The organism is Halomonas pelophila (genome assembly GCF_040196315.1).
GTDB classification, from domain to species: domain Bacteria; phylum Pseudomonadota; class Gammaproteobacteria; order Pseudomonadales; family Halomonadaceae; genus Halomonas; species Halomonas pelophila.
On the sequence record NZ_JBEGCI010000008.1, the window covers coordinates 133,369 to 149,495 of the forward strand.

Annotated in this window: 12 protein-coding genes; 4 read left to right on the forward strand and 8 right to left on the reverse strand. The window is 70.2% G+C overall.

Going from position 1 to position 16,127, the window contains the following annotated elements:
- Positions 1-13: 13 nt before the first annotated feature.
- The 3 genes from ABE957_RS10755 to ABE957_RS10765 form a co-directional block, all read right to left on the reverse strand.
- Positions 14-784: an SDR family NAD(P)-dependent oxidoreductase gene (locus ABE957_RS10755; protein WP_349758689.1), complete on the reverse strand. Its 771-nt coding sequence runs from the start codon at positions 782-784 to the stop codon at positions 14-16.
- 125 nt (positions 785-909) lie between these two features.
- Positions 910-1,947: a 2Fe-2S iron-sulfur cluster-binding protein gene (locus ABE957_RS10760; protein ID WP_349758690.1), complete on the reverse strand. Its 1,038-nt coding sequence runs from the start codon at positions 1,945-1,947 to the stop codon at positions 910-912.
- A gap of 31 nt (positions 1,948-1,978) precedes the next feature.
- Positions 1,979-3,178 (reverse strand): acyl-CoA dehydrogenase family protein, encoded by a 1,200-nt coding sequence (locus ABE957_RS10765; RefSeq protein ID WP_349758691.1) that lies wholly within the window; start codon positions 3,176-3,178, stop codon positions 1,979-1,981.
- 266 nt (positions 3,179-3,444) lie between these two features.
- Between ABE957_RS10765 and ABE957_RS10770 the strand changes: the two genes are divergently transcribed.
- From ABE957_RS10770 to ABE957_RS10780, 3 genes are all read left to right on the forward strand, one after another.
- Complete coding sequence (locus ABE957_RS10770; RefSeq protein ID WP_349758692.1) at positions 3,445-4,458, forward strand: WD40/YVTN/BNR-like repeat-containing protein; 1,014 nt, start codon at positions 3,445-3,447, stop codon at positions 4,456-4,458.
- Between the two features lie 2 nt (positions 4,459-4,460).
- Positions 4,461-6,857, forward strand: a complete 2,397-nt coding sequence (locus ABE957_RS10775) for an efflux RND transporter permease subunit (protein WP_349758693.1) — start codon at positions 4,461-4,463, stop codon at positions 6,855-6,857.
- A 127-nt stretch (positions 6,858-6,984) separates the two neighbouring features.
- On the forward strand, positions 6,985-7,113 hold the full coding sequence (locus ABE957_RS10780) for a hypothetical protein (protein WP_349758694.1): 129 nt from the start codon (positions 6,985-6,987) through the stop codon (positions 7,111-7,113).
- A 158-nt stretch (positions 7,114-7,271) separates the two neighbouring features.
- Here ABE957_RS10780 and ABE957_RS10785 read toward each other — a convergent pair whose 3' ends face one another.
- The 5 genes from ABE957_RS10785 to ABE957_RS10805 all read right to left on the reverse strand — a co-directional run bounded on the left by ABE957_RS10785 (position 7,272) and on the right by ABE957_RS10805 (position 14,530).
- Positions 7,272-8,888: a FadD3 family acyl-CoA ligase gene (locus ABE957_RS10785; RefSeq protein ID WP_349758695.1), complete on the reverse strand. Its 1,617-nt coding sequence runs from the start codon at positions 8,886-8,888 to the stop codon at positions 7,272-7,274.
- A 26-nt stretch (positions 8,889-8,914) separates the two neighbouring features.
- Positions 8,915-9,673: a glucose 1-dehydrogenase gene (locus ABE957_RS10790; protein WP_349758696.1), complete on the reverse strand. Its 759-nt coding sequence runs from the start codon at positions 9,671-9,673 to the stop codon at positions 8,915-8,917.
- A complete protein-coding gene (locus ABE957_RS10795; RefSeq protein ID WP_349758697.1) occupies positions 9,670-11,451 on the reverse strand; it encodes an FAD-binding protein in 1,782 nt (593 codons plus the stop codon). The genes ABE957_RS10790 and ABE957_RS10795 overlap by 4 nt, the downstream gene beginning before the upstream one ends.
- A gap of 212 nt (positions 11,452-11,663) precedes the next feature.
- Positions 11,664-13,397, reverse strand: a complete 1,734-nt coding sequence (locus ABE957_RS10800) for a class I adenylate-forming enzyme family protein (RefSeq protein ID WP_349758698.1) — start codon at positions 13,395-13,397, stop codon at positions 11,664-11,666.
- Between the two features lie 44 nt (positions 13,398-13,441).
- The gene (locus ABE957_RS10805; RefSeq protein WP_349758699.1) at positions 13,442-14,530 is read right to left on the reverse strand and encodes an MBL fold metallo-hydrolase; all 1,089 of its coding nucleotides are present in this window, start codon (positions 14,528-14,530) and stop codon (positions 13,442-13,444) included.
- Positions 14,531-14,735: 205 nt separating this feature from the next.
- Here ABE957_RS10805 and ABE957_RS10810 point away from each other — a divergent pair, with 205 nt between their 5' ends.
- Complete coding sequence (locus ABE957_RS10810; protein ID WP_349758700.1) at positions 14,736-16,085, forward strand: spinster family MFS transporter; 1,350 nt, start codon at positions 14,736-14,738, stop codon at positions 16,083-16,085.
- The last annotated feature ends 42 nt before the right edge of the window (positions 16,086-16,127 follow it).

The window sequence follows — 16,127 nt, forward strand, 5'->3', positions numbered from 1 at the left end:
CTCCCGGGCTCGCTCAGTCGATCGCCGTGATCAGCACGGCCCCGCGGCCGCCGTCCACCGGCAGGGTCGCGCCGGTGATGTAGGAGGCGTCGTCGCTGGCCAGGAAGGCGATGGCGGCGGCCAGCTCCTCCGGCCGCCCGACCCGCCCCATGGGGATCAGCTTCTCGGTGCTGCGCCGGGTGGCGTCGTCGGCGAGCATGCCCTCGGTGGCCGGCGTCTCGACCACCGCCGGCACCACCACGTTGACGCGCACCCCGTGGGCGGCGCCCTCGGCAGCGGCGGCCCGCGAGAAGTTGATCACCGCGGCCTTGGAGGCTGAGTAGCCGGCCATCCAGGCGGTACCCAGCTCGCCGCAGATCGAGGCCAGGTTGATGATCGCCCCGCCCCGCGCCTTCATGAGCGAGAGCGCCGTACGGGTGCCCCAGAAGGTGCCGTCGACGGTGGTGGTGAAGTTCTCGTGCCACTGCTCGGTGGTCATCTCCTCGAGCGGCCCCCAGTTGAAGGCCATGGCGTTGTTGACCAGGATGTCGAGCCGCCCGTGCTGCTCGGCGACCTGCTCCAGGGCGGCCACGAAGCCGGCCTCGTCGCTGACGTCCACCACCCGCGCCTCGCCGCGACCGCCGGCGGTGTGGATGCGCTCGACCACCGCATCGAGCGGGTCGCGGCGACGCCCGGTGACCACCACATGCGCCCCCCGCTCGGCGAGCAGCAGCGCCGTGGCCTCGCCGATGCCGCTGCCGCCACCGGTCACGAACGCCACCCGGTCGTTGAGATCCGTCGTCATCTTGTCCCCCTCTTGCCGTGCACAATGGTTGGGCTATGGCGGCGGCGAGCCGCCGCCATCGCCTGAGTCCACCCTAGGGCCGGGCCGGGCGGCCGCCATCGTCCATGGAGACTAGGCCTTCGCCCTCACAGATAGCGCACCCGCAGCCGCTCGCTGGTGGGTACCGCCTGGCAGCCCAGCGTCATGCGCCGGTCCAGATCGCGCTGGTCGAGCACGTCGTTGTGGCGCAGCGCGACCTCTCCCTCCACCACCTGGCAGACGCAGGAGGCGCACATGCCCGCCTGGCAGGAGTACGGCAGCTCCAGGCCGGCCCGTTCGGCCGCCTCGAGCAGGGTCTCCTCGCCGCCGCAGGCGAACTCATGAACCTCCCCGCCGATCTCCACGGCGATCTGCGCCTGCTCGACCGTCGGCGCCAGAGCCGCCTGGGGCGGCGCCGTCACGACCTCGTCCTCGTCGGGCAGCGACTGGAAGCGCTCGACGTGGACCCGCTCGGCCGGCATGCCGGCCACGTCCAGCGCGGTGAGCATCGCATCCATGAAGGGGCCGGGCCCGCAGATGAAGGCCCGACCGCCCACCCAGGAGCGGGCCAGCCACGCCAGCTGGGGCACCGAGGGCACCCCCTGCAGCGAGTCGAGCCAGTGGATCACCTGCAGGCGCTCGGGAAAGGCCCGCAGCAATTCATCGAGCTCCCGGGCGAAGATCACCGAGCGCTCGTCGCGGTTGGCGTAGATCAGCCGCACCCGGCCGCGGCCCCGGTGCAGCACGCTGCGCAGAATCGACAGCACCGGGGTGATGCCGCTGCCGCCGGCGCAGAGCAGCAGGTCGTCGTCCAGCGAGTCGGGCACGAAGAGCCCCGCCGGGGCCATCACCTCGAGGGTGTCGCCGGCGCGGACCCGGTCGCAGATCCAGTTGGAGCCCCGGCCGTCGACGACCCGCTTGACGGTGACCCGGGGCGCGTCATCGAGCCCCGGGGCGCTGGACATCGAGTAGCAGCGCAGCAGCGTGCGCCCGCCCACCGGCAGGCGCAGGGTCAAGAACTGGCCCGGTCGATAGCGAAACGCCGCCTCGAGCGAGGCCGGCACCTCGAAGATCAGCGAGCGCGCATCGTGGGTCTCGTCGATGACGCGGCTCACCCGCAGCGATTGGAAACGCGAAGCGGCCATAGCGATTCTCCCGTGACCAGAGCAGGCAGGTTCAGACGAAGGGGTCGGCGTTGGGCAGCCCCAGCAGCACCGCGCCGTGGGCCCGGGCGTAGGCATCGGTGTTGTTGGCGATGTGGCCGCGCGCCTGATGCAGATCGCGCACGATGCGCTCGATGGGGTTGCCGCGATAGAGCCCCGAGGCGGCGCAGGCGCGCAGCAGCTGGTCGGCGTGCTCGGCGCACACCTTGGGCACCTGGGAGGACTGGGCGCGCTGCAACAGCCGCGTCTCCACGTCCATGGCCTCGCCGCTGTGGGCGTGGTCGGCGATGTCCTGATAGTTGCGAATCAGCACCAGCTTGAGCTGGTCGCTGGTCAGCATCGCCTGGGTGACCGCCAGCTGGGCGTTGGGATCCTCGGCGGTCTTGGCGCCGTGCTTGCCGACATGGGCGCTGGCCCGCTCGCGAAACGCCGCGATGGCGCCGTCGAGCGCTCCGATGCAGGCCGAGGAGACGGCGCGCTGGAAGACCTGGGTAAAGGGGATGCGATACAGCCAGCCGTCGTTGATCGCGCGCCCCGGGCAACCCTCGTCGCTGTGGTTGTTGGTGCGCTGGGTGCGGTGCATCGGCACGAAGGCGTCCTCGACCACGATGTCGTGGCTGCCGGTGGCGCGCAGGCCGTGCACGTCCCAGTTCTCGACGATCTCGAAGTCGGCGCGGGGCAGCAGGAAGGTGGTGTGCTCGAGCTCGCCCGAACCGCCCAGCTTGGGCAGCAGGCCCCCCAGCAGGATCCACTCGCAGTGCTCGACGCCGCTGGAGAAGCCCCAGCGCCCGGAGAAGCGATAGCCGCCCTCGACGGGCTCGGCCTTGCCTACCGGCATGTAGGTCGAGGCGATCAGGGTGGCGCTGTCCTCACTCCAGACCTCCTGCTGGGCCTGCTCGGGGAACAGCGGCAGTTGCCAGTTGTGCACGCCGATGACGCCATAGATCCAGGCCGTGGACATGCAGCCCTCGGCCAGGGTCATCTGGATCCGGTAGAAGACCCGCGGATCGAGTTCAAAGCCGCCCCAGCGCCGCGGCTGGAGCACGCGGAACAGCCCGGCCTCCTGCATCTCGCGAATCGTCTCCCTCGGCACCAGGCCCTGCTCCTCGGCTTCCCGGGCACGCTCGGCCAGGCGCGGCACCAGCGCACGAGCCGCCTTCAGCAGCTCGACCGCCTCCACGGTCATGAAGTCCTCATGCTGCGCGCCCGTCATGTGCTTCTCGCTCAGAACACCCATCTCTCGAACCCTCTTCATGCTGTCGGAATGCTGCACCAGCCGTCGCCTCCGGATGGTGAGCGGCGACCTGCACGCTGAGCGTTACACGCGTCCGACAGCTGCTCATCGTCAATACGGACTAACGCCGAGCCCCCACCGGGCGTAGCTCGTTTGGACGATGTCACCGGCTGTGAGTCGCCAATAATCCGACAAGGAAGCGACGCCTTCCCCGAGGCCCTCGACAACAACAAGTGAGGCACGACATGCGAACTTCGGTAGGACTCCTGATCACCCTGATCGTGGCGGCCGCCGGCATCTTTGCCTTCTCGCCGCGAACGACGCCTGCGCTCGACGATTCCCACATTCCGGTGCACGACATGCAGCTCAACGCCATCGTCGAGACCGCCGCCGGTCTGGTGACGGCCGGCGAGCTCGGCCACATCCTGATCTCCCGCGACGGCGGCGAGCAGTGGGAGCGCGCCGAGCTGTCGACCCAGCGGCACGCCCTGATCACTCGGCTGCGCTTCTCCGACGACGGGCGACACGGCCTGGCCATCGGCCACGAGGGCTGGATCCTGCGCACCGAGGACGGCGGCCGTCACTGGCAGGAGGTCGCCTTCGACACCGAGCGCGGCGTGCCCCTGCTGGACCTCGCCCAGCTGCCCTCCGGACGCTGGATGGCGGTGGGCGCCTTCGGCCGTGTGCTTGCCTCCGACGACAGCGGGCTGAGCTGGCAGCCGGTCTCGATTCCCGGCAACACCGACTGGCACCTCAACGCGATCCGCCCCGCCGAAGACGGCCGCCACTGGCTGATCGTCGGCGAGGCCGGCACGGCGTTTCGCTCCCTCGACGGCGGCCAGAGCTGGGCGCCGATCCCCGCCTTCTACGAGGGCTCGCTCTACGGCGCCCGCCATCTCGGCGAGGCCACCTGGGTGGCCTACGGGATGCGCGGCAACGTCTTCCGCTCCGAGGATCACGGCGCCAGCTGGCAGGCCGTGCCCCTGGACCTGCCACTCTCGCTGTTCGCCGACCTGAGGCTGCCGGGTGGCACCCTGCTGCTGGCAGGCCAGGGCGGCACCGTGCTGGCGAGCCACGACCGAGGACGCAGCTTCTCGGTGGTGCGCCGCCAGGGCAAGCGGACCCTGACCGACCTGGCGCTCACCGCTGACGGCGACTGGCTGCTGACCAGCAACGACGGCCTGCAGCGCATCGCCGGGCAGTCGCAGGCCGAGCTCGCCAACGCCCTCCCCCTCCTCGCATCTGACGCCGGAGCCTGATGATGTCGACACGCACACCCACGCTCACCATGCGTCTGGTCAGGCGCGCCGCGCGCCTGCTGATCCGCGCCCGCAAGCCCCTCGGCCTGCTGTTCCTGGCGATGACCGTCGCGCTGGGCTTCTCGGCCACCCAGACGCGCTTCGATGCCGGCTTCTCCAAGCTGATTCCCCAGGACCACGCCTTCATGGAGGCCTTCCACGAGCACGCCGATACCTTCACCGGCGCCAACCGCGTCATGGTCAGCCTGGAGTGGCAGGGCGAGGGCGACATCTACAACGCCGACTTCCTCGAGACCCTCAAGCAGGCCCACGACGAGGTCTACTACACCCCGGGCGTCAACCGCACCACGGTGCGCTCGCTGTTCAGCCCCGAGGTGCGCTACGTCGAGGTGACCGAGTTCGGCTTCATGGGCGGGGTGGTGATCCCCTCGCGCTTCACGGCCAACGCCGAGGACCTGGCCAAGGTGCGCTCCAACGTCGCCAAGTCCGGCCAGATCGGCAACCTGGTCTCCAACGACCAGACCGCGGCCATGGTGCAGGCGGAGCTGCTGGAGTTCGATCCCGAGACCGGCGAGCCGACCGACTACGCCGCCGTCGCCGAGCACCTCGAGAACCTCCGCCAGACCCTCGCCGGGCCCGACGTGGAGGTACAGATCATCGGCTTCGCCAAGGTGATGGGCGACGTCATGGCGGGCCTTACCACGGTGATGATGTTCTTCATCGCGGCCTTTTTGATCACCGCGATCCTGCTGTGGGTCTACTCCCGCTCCCTCAAGCTGACCCTGCTGGCGCTGATCGTGGCGCTGCTGCCGGTGGTGTGGCTGCTCGGCATCCTGCCGCTGATCGGCTACGGCATCGATCCCATGTCGGTGCTGGTGCCCTTCCTGATCTTCTCGATCGGCGTCTCCCACGCCGTGCAGATGACCAACGCCTGGAAGCAGGAGGTGCTGTCCGGGGCGACGCCGATCGACGCCGCCGAGGAGGCCTTTCGCACCCTGGCGGTCCCCGGCAGCGTGGCCCTGCTGGCCAATGCGCTGGGCTTTCTGGTGATCATGCTGATCGACATTCCCATGGTCCATGAGCTGGGGGTCACCGCCTGCCTCGGGGTAGCGCTGATGATCGTCACCAACAAGATGTTCATGCCGATCATCCTCTCGCACCTGACGCTGGAACGCGTGGCGCGCACCGACAGCGGCGACGACGACCGGCCGCATCGCCTGTGGTGGGCCGTCTCCACCCTGGCGCGCCCGGGCCCGGCGCTGGTGAGCCTGGCGGTGATGCTGGTGCTGCTCGCCGGCGGCACCTACCAGTCGCGGCACCTGCTGACCGGCGACATCGGCTCCGGCGTGCCGGAGCTGCGCGAGGACTCCCGCTACAACCGCGACAACGCGCGGATCATCCAGGAGTACTCGATCGGCATGGACGTGCTGTCGGTCTACGTCGAGCCCCAGGGCGTCACCGACGCCTGCCTCGACTGGGGGGTGCTCAACGCCGTGGACCGCTTCGACTTCCACCTGCGCGGCGTGGACGGCGTGGAGTCGGTCTCCACCGTGGCGGGCCTCGCCCGGCTGCACGTCTCGGGCAACAACGAGGGCAACCCGCGCTGGCAGACCCTGCAGCGCTCGCCGATGGCGCTGCGCGCGGGCAGCGGCGCGGCCAATCCGGAGAACGGGCTGAACACCGCCAGCTGCGACACCATCAACATGATGGTCTTCCTGGAGAACCACGAGGATGCCACCCTCAAGCACGTGGTGGGCGAGATCGATGCCTTCATCGCCGAGAACGACAGCGAGCGGGTGGCCTTTCGCCTGGCGGGCGGCAACGCCGGCGTCGCCGCGGCCACCAACGAGGCGGTGGAGCATGCCGAGGCGCAGATGCTGATCTCGATCTTCGCCGCCATCTCGCTGCTGTGCTGGCTGACCTTTCGCTCCTGGCGCGGAGTGCTGTGCGTGGTGGTGCCGCTGATGCTGGTGTGCATCCTGTGCAACGCCCTGATGTCGCTGCTGGGGATCGGCCTCAAGGTAGCCACCCTGCCGGTGATCGCCCTGGGCGTCGGCGTGGGGGTCGACTACGGCATCTACATCTACGAGCGACTGCAGCACGAGATGCAGGCCCACGGGGCCAGCCTGCGCCTGGCCTTCTATCGCGCCATGGAGCAGCGCGGCACCGCCGCGGTCTTCACCGCCGTGACCATGTCGCTGGGGGTGGGCACCTGGGCCTTCTCGGCGCTCAAGTTCCAGGCCGACATGGGGATCCTTCTGGCCTTCATGTTCCTGGTCAACGTGCTGGGGGCGATCTTCCTGCTCCCCGCCCTGGCCAGTTGGCTGGGCGTCGAGCGGCGGGAGCGTGCCGCCGCACCGGACAAGCACGCCCTGGACGCCTCCGCCGGCACGATCTGACCCGCGCGCGGATCGGCTCCCACGCCCGCCCCTTTCGGGGCGGGCGTTTTTGTTGGACCATGAGACCCGATCGATGCCGTTCGGCGCCTGGCCGACGCTCACCCCCTATGCTCGCCGGAGATGCCCGATGATCAGCGCCTGGAAACGCTACGCCGTCTATATCGCCCTTTCCTTCGTGATCCTCGGCGCCATGGAGTACGCCCGCGCCGATGCCCCTCTCGAGACGCCGCGGCAGGCCGCTGTCGGAGTGCGCTAGAGGGATTCGCGAGAGCTCCCGCCGACCTCTCTCACCCCAAGACCCGCACCGAGATCCACGCCAAGACCCACGCAAACAGCAAAGACCCGCGCCATGGCGCGGGTCTTTGCGTCGATAGGATGTCCTGAACGGGCCCGAGAGCCCGGTCGACGCCGCCCTCAGCCGGCCTCGAAGGCGCCTCGCAGCTGCGCCTTGTCGACCTTGTTGGCAGCGTTCACCGGCAGCGCCTCCATTAGGCGAACATGGCGCGGCACCTTGTAGTTGGCCATCTGGTCCCGCGCCCAGGCGATCAGCCCGGCCTCGTTCAGGGCCCGGCCGGCGCGTGGCACCACATAGGCGCAGCCGACCTCGCCCTGGCGCGGATCGGGTACGCCGATGACCGCGCTCTGGGCGATGTCCGGGTGGGTGGCCAGGATCGCCTCGATCTCCGCCGGATAGCAGTTGAAGCCGCCGACGATGTACATGTCCTTGAGCCGGTCGGTGATCTGCAGGTTGCCCGCGGCGTCGCAGCGGCCGACGTCGCCGGTGTGCAGCCAGCCGGCGGCGTCGATGGCCTCGGCGGTGGCGGCGGGATTCTCGAAGTAGCCCTGCATCACGTGAAAGCCGCGCAGGCAGATCTCGCCGGTCTCTCCCGCCGGCAGCGCCTGGCCCGCCTCATCGAGGATCGCCAGTTCGGTGCCGGCGATCGGCGTGCCGCTGGTGGTGGCGATGGTCTCGGCCGCATCGGCGGGATCACAGATGGTCGCCAGCCCGCCGCACTCGGTGAGGCCATAGGCGGTGGTCACCACCGCGAAGCCGAGCTCATCGCGCATGCGCTCGATGAGCACCGGCGGAATGGTGGCGGCGCCGGTCACGGCGACCCTGAGGCTCGAGAGATCGGCTTCGGCCAGCCGCGGATGCGCCAGCAGCGACAGGTAGAGCGTCGGCGGCCCGGGCAGCACGCTGATCCGATCCCGGGCGATGCGCGCAAGGACCGCGTCGGCGTCGAAGGTGGTCTGGGGCAGAATGGTCGCCCCGGCCAGCAGGCAGGAGAGCCAGCCGGCCTTGTAGCCGAAGGCGTGGAAGAAGGGATTGACGATCAGGTAGCGATCGCCCCGGCCAAGGCCGATCACCCGCACGTACTCAGCGAAGGCGCGCAGGTTCTGGCCGTGGCCGCTCATCACCCCCTTGGGACGCCCGGTGGTGCCCGAGGTGAAGAGCAGATCCGAGAGGTCCTCGGGCCCTACCGATGCCGCCCGGGCCCGGGCCGCGGCCTCATCGACGGCCTCGCCCTCGGCCAGGAAGGCCGCCAGGGAGCGAACACCCGGCCGCGCCTCGGCGACGTCCTCGCCGATCACCACCAGAGTCTCGAGGCTCTGCGGCCATCGGCCGTCGAGCATCGCCGGGTAGTCGACGCCGAGGAAGTCCCCCACCGAGAACAGCAGCCGGGCGCCGCTGCGGGCCAGGATGTCCTCGGCTTCACCGCCCTTCATGCGGGTATTGAGCGGCACCAGCACGGCCCCGGCCAGGTGAATGCCCAGCGCCGCCAGCACCCAGTCGATGTCGTTGGGCGCCCAGATCGCCACCCGGTCGCCCTTGTCGATGCCGTGAGTCATCAGCGCCCGGGTCACCGCCAGCGCCGCCTCGGGCAGCTCGGCGTAGTCGATGCGCCGTCCCGGCGCCTCCAGCGCAGGGGTGCCGGCGAAGCGCTCGGCGGCGGCCATCACCAGGGCGGGAATGCTCGCCACCTCGAGCGCCGCGGCGTCATCGTGGCTTGGCGGATCATTGCGATTCATGGATTCGTCACTCCTAGGCTCTTCACTCACAGGCTCATCACCGTCTGGCCGCTGTCGACGCGCAGCTCGATGCCGTTGATCGCGCGGGCCTCGTCGCTGGCCAGGAAGACGATGGCCGCGGCCACGTCCTCGGGCAGGCAGACCCGATGCATGGGATCGCGGTCGATGGTGAAGTCCGCCGGATCGACGCCGGGCGGATAGGCGCGCGCGCTCATCGGCGTGAGCACGCCGTCGGGGTGCACGGAGTTGCAGCGAATGCGGGTCTTGCGCCGCCGGCAGTGGGCGGCGATGGTGCGGGTCATCGCCGCGATCGCGCCCTTGGAGGCGGAATAGGCCAGGTAGTCGTCGATACCGCCCAGCGCGGCCACCGAGGAGAGATTGACGATCGCCCCGCCCTGTCGCGCCAGCAGCGGCAACGCCGCCTGGCAGCCCAGGAAGGCGCCGTCGGCGTTGACCGTCATGGTCCGGCGCCAGTCCTCGAGACTCGCCTCCTCGATGGAGCCGGGAAGGAGGATGCCGGCGTTGTTGATCAGGGCATCGAGACGTCCGTGGCGGGCCTCCACCTCGGCCATGGCCGCCCGCCAGTCCTCCGGCGAGGCCACGTCCAGGGCCACGAAGCTGGCCGCCTCCCCCAGCGCATCGGCGAGCGCCTCACCGGCCTCGCGGTCGATATCGGCCACCACCACCCGGGCCCCCTCGCGCACCATCTGGGTGGCGACGGCGCGCCCCACGCCGCTGGCGCCGCCGGTGACCAGCGCGACCTTGCCTTGCATCCGCGCGCTCATCGGGCACCTCCCGCTGCATCGCTGGATGCATCGTCGAAGGCGTCGGCCGACGCCGGTTCATGGACTGCGTCACGCTGCTCGGCGATATGCCGGGCGGCGATGTAGCCGAAGGTCATGGCCGGCCCCAGGGTCGAGCCCGCGCCGGGATAGGCATTGCCCATCACCGAGGCCGAGCAGTTGCCGATGGCGTAGAGGCCCTCGATGGGCGTGGCGTCCTCGCGTACCACCTGGGCGCGGGCGTTGGTCGAGAGCCCACCCTTGGTGCCGATGTCGCCGGCGTCGAGGCGCATGGCGTAGAACGGCGGCTTGGCCAGGGGCGCCAGGCAGGGATTGGGCGTGACGTTCAGGTCGCCGTAGTAGCGATCGAAGACGTTGCCGCCGCGCTCGAAGTCCAGGTCCTGGCCGGTGCGGGCGAAGTCGTTGATGCGTTCGGCGCTCGCCTCGAGACCGCCTGGATCCACGCCGATCTGCGAGGCCAGGTCCGCCAGGCTGTCAGCCTTCCAGTAGACGCGGTCGCGCCACTGGGCCGGCAGGCGGCTATCCGGCTTGATCTGGGCCGGCATCAGCGGGCCCATGGCGTAGTGGAAGCGAAAATGGCCGTCGAAGATCACCCAGGCGGGGATGCTCTTCCCTTCGGTGGCCGCGTTGTCGCGGTACATGGCGTCGACGAACTCGAGATAGGGCGCGGCCTCGTTGACGAAGCGCCGTCCCTCGCCGTTGACCACGATGGCTCCAGGGAAGGCGCGCTCGGCGAACACGCCGCGGGCCTTGTCCTCGCCCGGCACGCTGATGGTCGGCGCCCACCAGGCGCGCTCGAGCAGCGCGGTGGCCGCCCCCGCCGCCTGCCCGGCCTCCAGGGCGGCGCCGGTGTTGTTGCCGGGCGGCGTGGCGCTCCACTCCCGGCGGCTGGGCGTGGGCAGGTAGCGCTCGCGCAGGGCGGGATTCTGCTCGAAGCCGCCGGAGGCCAGGATCACGCCCTGCTTGGCGCGGATATTCAAGGTCTGGCCATCGCGCTCGACCACCACCCCGACGACGCGCCCCTCCTCCTGGATCAGCTCGCGAAAGTCGGTGTTGCGCCACAGCGGCACCTGGCGATCCATCAGCGAGCGGCGCAGCGAAGCGACCAGGGCGTGGCCCAGCGCCGAGCGGCGATCCCGCTTGCTGCGACGGCGCCACTTGAGGTCGAACTTGTAGCGCGCCATCAGCCACAGGATCATCAGTCGCCAGCCTCGCTCGCGGGCCATGGCCTTGTGGGCGTGGCGGGCCGTCCAGGCGATCCGCCCCATCAGCAGCGTCGAGGGCGAGGCCGGGCGCAGGTGCTCGAGCTCCTCCTCGAGCACACTGGTGTCGAACAGCTCCGGGTCCAGGGTCCGGCCGCCCGCCAGGGCGCCCGGCAGGTGCGGATAGTAGTCGGGGTACTTGTCGGCGACCGCGTAGCGCACCCGGCTGCAGGCCTCGAGTTCCTCGATCATCCGCGGCGCGTTATCGAGGTAGGCGTCCAGGCGCTCGGGCTCGACCCGGCCCTCGGTGGCGGCCTGCAGGTAGCGCAGCGCCTCCTCGCGGCCGTCATGCCCGCCCTTGGCGCGAAAATGCGGGTTGTTGGGAATCCAGATGCCGCCGCCCGACAGCGCCGAGGTGCCGCCGTACTTGTCGCTCTTCTCGATCACCAGGGTCGAGAGCCCCTGGTCGGCGGCGAAGATCGCCGAGGTCATGGCGCCCGCGCCGGAGCCGACCACGACGACATCGAAGGTGTCTGTGCACTGTGCCAGTGAGGTCATCGCGCTGTTCTCCCTTATGGAGTCCGTTACTTGGGGTCCGTGCCCGAACAGGGGTGGCGACAGGGGCGGCGTCGCCGCGGCCCGCCGCAAGGCAAGACCGGACGGCACCCCGGCCATCGCGGCGGCCGAGGGAACGGATCGGTATCTATGATGATGCGAGCCGCCGCGCGGCGGCTCATCGTCAGAGCGGACTAGGGCCGTGCGGCCCGGGGTCAGGCCGAGGTGGGAGAGGCGGCCTCGCCGGCATCGTGTTCGGCCAGGAACGCCTGCTTCAGCCGGCGCTTGATCAGCTTGCCCGCGGGATTGCGCGGCAGCGGCTGCTGGCGCACGACGATCTGTGCGGGCACCTTGTAGCCGGCCAGGGAGGCAGCCACGTGCCGGCGCAGGGTCTCGGCGTCGATCGCCTCGTCGTCGAGCACGCTGACGGTGGCGATCACCGCCTCCCCGGCATCGGGGTCGGGGATGCCGAAGACGGCGGCCTCGATCACCGCGGGGTGCCTCATCAGGCAGGATTCGATCTCGGCGGCGGCGATGTTCTCGCCGCTGCGGTTGATGACGTCCTTGAGGCGATCGACCACGTAGAGGAAGCCTTCCTCGTCGCGATAGCCGAGATCGCCGGTATGCAGCCAGCCGTCGACCACCGTCTCGCGGGTGGCCCGCGGGTTGCCCCAGTACTCGCGCATCAGCGACACGCCGCGCAGGCAGATCTCGCCGACCTCGCCGTGGGACAGCGCGGTGCCGTCGGGCGACGTCACGCGCAGCTCCATCAGCGGCGAGATCAGCCCGGCGCTGCGCGGGTTGGCGGCGAACAGATTGCCGGAGATCGCCGCCCCCACGCCGTTGGTCTCGGTCATGCCGAAACCGATGCCGAGCATCTTGTTCGGCAGCCGCGCCAGTACCGAATCGATCAGGTCCTCCGACAGCCCCGCCCCGCCGAAGCCGAGCGCCATCAGGCTGGACTGAAGCTCCGGGGCGTCGAAGTCGGCCTCGTTGATCAGCTGACGCACCATGGAGGGCGCGCCGTTGAACTGGGTCACGCGTTCCTCGCGCATCAGCGCCAGCGCCTCACGGGTGTCCCAGCGGTGCAGGAACACCAGCCGGCGACCGTGGCGCAGCGCGCTCAGCAGCTGGGCGTGCAGCCCGCTGACGTGAAACAGCGGCACGGCGGTCAGGGTGGTGGGCGAGAGGCCGCTCTGCTGGATGCGCGCCACGGTCTCGGGCGAGGTCATCCCCGACAGGGCGCCGATGAAGTCGATGTTCATCATCGCCTGGCAGACCGCGCGATGGGTCGACAGCACGCCCTTGGCGCGACTGGTGGCGCCGGAGGTAAAGAGGATCAGCGCGGGATCATCGGCGGCGGGTGCCACCTCGGGCGGCGCGGCCACCAGGGTGGCCACCGCATCGGCATAGTCGTGGACCGCCACGCCCGGCGCCTCGGTCACCGGCTCGCCGAGGCGCAGCACGGCACAGTCGGCCACGCCCGGGTCGCCCTCGAGGCGCGCCAGCCGGTCGCTGTCGCAGCACAGCCAGCGGGGCGCGAGATCCTCCAGGGCCTGGCGCAGCTCGTTGCCGAGACCGAAGCTGTTGATCGGCGCCGGCACCGCGCCGAGCAGTGCGGCGGCGGTGAAGGCCACCGCCCACTCCGGCCGGTTGCGCATGGCGATGGCGATGCGCTCGCCCGGCACCACCCCGCGGGCGTGCCACCAGCCGGCCAGGGCGTCGACCTCGGCGAAGAAGCGCGCGAAGCTCCAGCGCTCGCCGCGATAGATCATGAAGATCGCGTCGCCATGGCGTCGGCCTTCATTCAGCAGCGCCGGCAGCGAGGCGGGAGCATGGCGGTAGGCGGTCAGGCGCTGCCCGGCCACCTCCACCTCGGTGAGTTCGAAGGGCGCCCCGGCCTGGGTCAGCTGGGAGTAGATCTCGCTGGTGGGCATGCGCTCGTACATTATTGTTGTCTCCATTTATCAGCGTTGCGTCGAATCTCGGCCGCTCAGTCGCCGGACCCGGGGCCGGTCGCCGGGTAGAAGCCATCGACGTCCCGACCCGGGCGCCTGACGAGCTCCCCGCGCCGCCGCAGCAGGGCGAGATGGGCCAGCGCCTCGCCCAGGGCGAGGAGCTTCTCGGTGGGGGGCAAGGCGCGGGGGAACAGGCGGCACATGGCGTCGAAGGCGGTGAAGCCCGGCGAGCGCTCGGCCAGCTCACGAATCAACACGAATTGGCGCTCGTGATGCTCCTGCAGCTGGCGCACCCGCTCCGGCAGCTGCCGGAACACCGGGCCGTGGGAGGGCAGCACCAGGGTGTCCGGCGCCAGGGTCGCCAGTCGATCGAGGGAGGCCAGCCAGCCGCCCAACGGATCGGCCTCCGGCTCGATGTTGCTGACCATCACGTTGGAGCTGATCTCCGGCAGCAGCTGGTCGCCGGCGATCAGCAGTCGATCCTCGGGAGCATACAGGCAGACGTGCTCCGGCGAGTGCCCCTCGCCGATGATGACGCGCCAGTCGCGCCCGCCGATGCTCAGTCGGTCGTCATCGCGCAGGCGATGGAAGGCCTCGGGATGCGGCGGGCTATGGGCGAAGTGACGAAACGCCGCGAACATGGCGTCGATGTCGTCGGCGGGCATGCCCGCCCGTTCGTAGAAGTGGCGCTGGTCCTCCGGCAGGGGCGGCGCCTGGGCGCTGGCCAGCGCCCGCATCGAAAAGTATTCACCGTGACTCATGTAGAGCGGAAGGCCGAAGCGTTCCATCAGCCAGTGCGCCAGGCCGATGTGATCGTGGTGGAAGTGGGTGCAGATCAGCGCCTTGAACGGCAGCCCCTCGAGGCGTTCGGCGGCGAGGCGCTCCCACACCTCGCGCCCCCGGGCGGTGTTCAGCCCCGTATCGACCAGCCACCAGCCGTCGTGATCGCGCAGCAGGTAGACGTTGATGTGGTCCAGCGACATGGGCATCGGCACCCGGGCCCACAGCACGCCCTCGGCGACCGTCTCCACCTCGCCGAGGGCCGCCGGCGTGACGAAGGGGTACTCCAGGGCCTCTCGCTCCCGGCGCTTGCGGTGGGTGCGCTGCACATCGCTGACCGTCATGCCGTCTCTCCCGTCAAGAATCCTCGTCCCATCCTGGCGGCCTGCCGCCCTGGGGTCATCGTCAATCTAGAAGCCTCGGGCCTCATCCCAATACGTCCAAAAGGACGATGTGGGGCGAGGTCGACCATTCGACGATGCCGTCGTCCTGGGCGCCCGAGGCGCCTTCCGGGCCCTTCAAACCTTCCCGCTACCCCCGAGGTGATCCATGACGGCTTCCGATCGAGCCGCGCCAGCGCCCGGCTGGCGCGCACACCTGAGCCTCACGCTGCTCGCGCTGGTCTATGTGTTCTCGTTCATCGACCGCAACGTCATCGCCATCGTCATCGAACCCATCAAGCAGGAGTTCGGTGCCTCCGATACGGTCATGGGCCTGCTGACCGGCATCGCCTTCGCCCTGCTCTACGCGATGCTGGGCGTGCCGCTGGGGCGGATGGCCGACCGCGGCGCCAACCGCCGCAACATGGTGGCGGTCTGCTGCGGCCTGTGGAGCCTGGCGACCATGGCCTGCGGCATGGCCCAGCAGTTCTGGCAGCTGCTGCTGGCGCGCATGACCGTGGCCATCGGCGAGGCCGGCGGCATGGCGCCGTCGGTGTCGATGGTCGCCGATCTCTACCCCCGCGAGCGGCGCTCGCTGGCCATGAGCCTGTTCATGATGGGGCCGCACCTGGGGCTGCTGGTGGCCATGGTGCTGGGCGGCTGGCTGGCCCAGACCTATGGCTGGCGCGTCACCTTCCTGGCCTTCGGCGCCCCCGGCCTGCTGCTGGCCGTGCTGCTGCGCCTGACCTGGGAGCCCGAGCGCGGCGCCCAGGACGCCCCGGGCGCCACCGCCGGACCGGATGCCTCGCTGTGGCAGCAGCTCGGCACGCTGATGGCGATCCGCGGCTTCGCCCTGCTCTGCCTGGCCTGCGGCATGGCGGGCATGGCGGGCTACGGCTACGGCATCTGGGCACCGACCTTCCTGCTGCGCAGCCACGATCTCAGCATGGCCGAGGCCGGCCTGCTGTTCGGCATCGCCAGCGGCCTGAGCGCGGCGGCAGGGGCGCTGTTCAGCGGCTGGTACTGCGACCGGCTGTGTCGCCAGGATACCCGCTGGCAGCTCGGCATGCCGCTGCTCGGCGTGCTGATCAGCATTCCCATGGGGATCGCCTTCGTGCTGTGGCCGGCCACCGGCGCCTGGCAGTTCGGCGAGCTGCGGGTGCCGCACGCCATGCTGTTCGCCGCCGGCTTCGGCTTCTTCAACAGCTGGTGGCCGTCGCTTGCCTATGCCGCCACCAGCCACATGCTCAACGCCCACCAGCGCGCCATGGGCGCGGCCCTGCTCAACCTCGGCATCACCCTGCTGGGAGCGGGCTTCGGGCCGCTGCTCTCCGGCGTCCTCAGCGACGCCTTCACCGCCTCCATGGGCCCCGACGGGCTGCGCTACGCCCTGGCCAGCATCCTCTGCCTGCTGCTGCTGACGGCGCTGCTGCTGGCCATCGCCATTCCTCACTACCAGCAGCGGACCCGGGAAATGGGCGACGCCTCGGCCGCTCAGCAGGCGGCGTCGGGGACGTGACGCGCCGTCCAGCTGACCGGCCGGGCCGTATCGTCCAAACAG

Excerpts from the sequence above, each read along its gene's own strand:
- ABE957_RS10755 (WP_349758689.1), bottom strand. The coding sequence starts at position 784 with ATGACGACGGATCTCAACGACCGGGTGGCGTTCGTGACCGGTGGCGGC.
- ABE957_RS10760 (WP_349758690.1), bottom strand. The coding sequence starts at position 1,947 with ATGGCCGCTTCGCGTTTCCAATCGCTGCGGGTGAGCCGCGTCATCGAC.
- ABE957_RS10765 (WP_349758691.1), bottom strand. The coding sequence starts at position 3,178 with ATGACGGGCGCGCAGCATGAGGACTTCATGACCGTGGAGGCGGTCGAG.
- ABE957_RS10770 (WP_349758692.1), top strand. The coding sequence starts at position 3,445 with ATGCGAACTTCGGTAGGACTCCTGATCACCCTGATCGTGGCGGCCGCC.
- ABE957_RS10775 (WP_349758693.1), top strand. The coding sequence starts at position 4,461 with ATGTCGACACGCACACCCACGCTCACCATGCGTCTGGTCAGGCGCGCC.
- ABE957_RS10780 (WP_349758694.1), top strand. The coding sequence starts at position 6,985 with ATGATCAGCGCCTGGAAACGCTACGCCGTCTATATCGCCCTTTCCTTC.
- ABE957_RS10785 (WP_349758695.1), bottom strand. The coding sequence starts at position 8,888 with ATGAATCGCAATGATCCGCCAAGCCACGATGACGCCGCGGCGCTCGAG.
- ABE957_RS10790 (WP_349758696.1), bottom strand. The coding sequence starts at position 9,673 with ATGAGCGCGCGGATGCAAGGCAAGGTCGCGCTGGTCACCGGCGGCGCC.
- ABE957_RS10795 (WP_349758697.1), bottom strand. The coding sequence starts at position 11,451 with ATGACCTCACTGGCACAGTGCACAGACACCTTCGATGTCGTCGTGGTC.
- ABE957_RS10800 (WP_349758698.1), bottom strand. The coding sequence starts at position 13,397 with ATGTACGAGCGCATGCCCACCAGCGAGATCTACTCCCAGCTGACCCAG.
- ABE957_RS10805 (WP_349758699.1), bottom strand. The coding sequence starts at position 14,530 with ATGACGGTCAGCGATGTGCAGCGCACCCACCGCAAGCGCCGGGAGCGA.
- ABE957_RS10810 (WP_349758700.1), top strand. The coding sequence starts at position 14,736 with ATGACGGCTTCCGATCGAGCCGCGCCAGCGCCCGGCTGGCGCGCACAC.